The sequence below is a fragment of the Gilvimarinus gilvus genome (assembly GCF_030518155.1).
In the GTDB taxonomy this organism is placed as follows: Bacteria; Pseudomonadota; Gammaproteobacteria; order Pseudomonadales; family Cellvibrionaceae; genus Gilvimarinus; species Gilvimarinus gilvus.
On record NZ_JAULRU010000492.1, the window covers coordinates 1 to 478 of the forward strand.

At 57.3% G+C, this 478-nt stretch carries 1 protein-coding gene; it reads right to left on the minus strand.

The window, feature by feature from the left end; genetic code table 11:
• Positions 1-382: LysR family transcriptional regulator (locus QWI17_RS09040; RefSeq protein WP_302722186.1), on the minus strand; the 382-nt coding region annotated here is incomplete at its 3' end.
• Positions 383-478: the final 96 nt, after the last annotated feature.

A 478-nucleotide genomic window follows, 5' to 3' on the forward strand; every position in this document is an offset into this window, starting at 1 on the left:
TTGCGAACTTCAAACCCGGCCGTAACTGGCGCATGCGTTCAATACGAGGCATCAGCCAGCGCTTGGCAAACCCCGGTACCACCATGATCCGCAGCCAGCGTTCGGCCTCTTTGGGTTGCGCTTCCTTGCCGGCTTCCATGATCAACTGCAGGGCGGCAGCGATCTTGCGGTGGTACTTCTCCCCAGCCGGGGTAAGGTTGACACCGCGAGAGGTACGCTCAAACAGTTGAATGCCTAGCCAGTCTTCAAGCAACTTTACGTGTCGGCCAATCGCCGGCTGGGTCACGTGCAGAGCTTTGGAGGCCTCCACATAACTGCCCAGACGGGCGGCTGCATCAAATGCACGCACCGCATTGAGCGGCGGCAGGCGGTGGGCTGACATGTTACTGGCACCTTTGCTATTAAATTAACTAACAGCCGCCATGTTTAAATTGAAGTATCGCCCCGCGCAAGCCCTAACTGATAATCGAGCCACAGC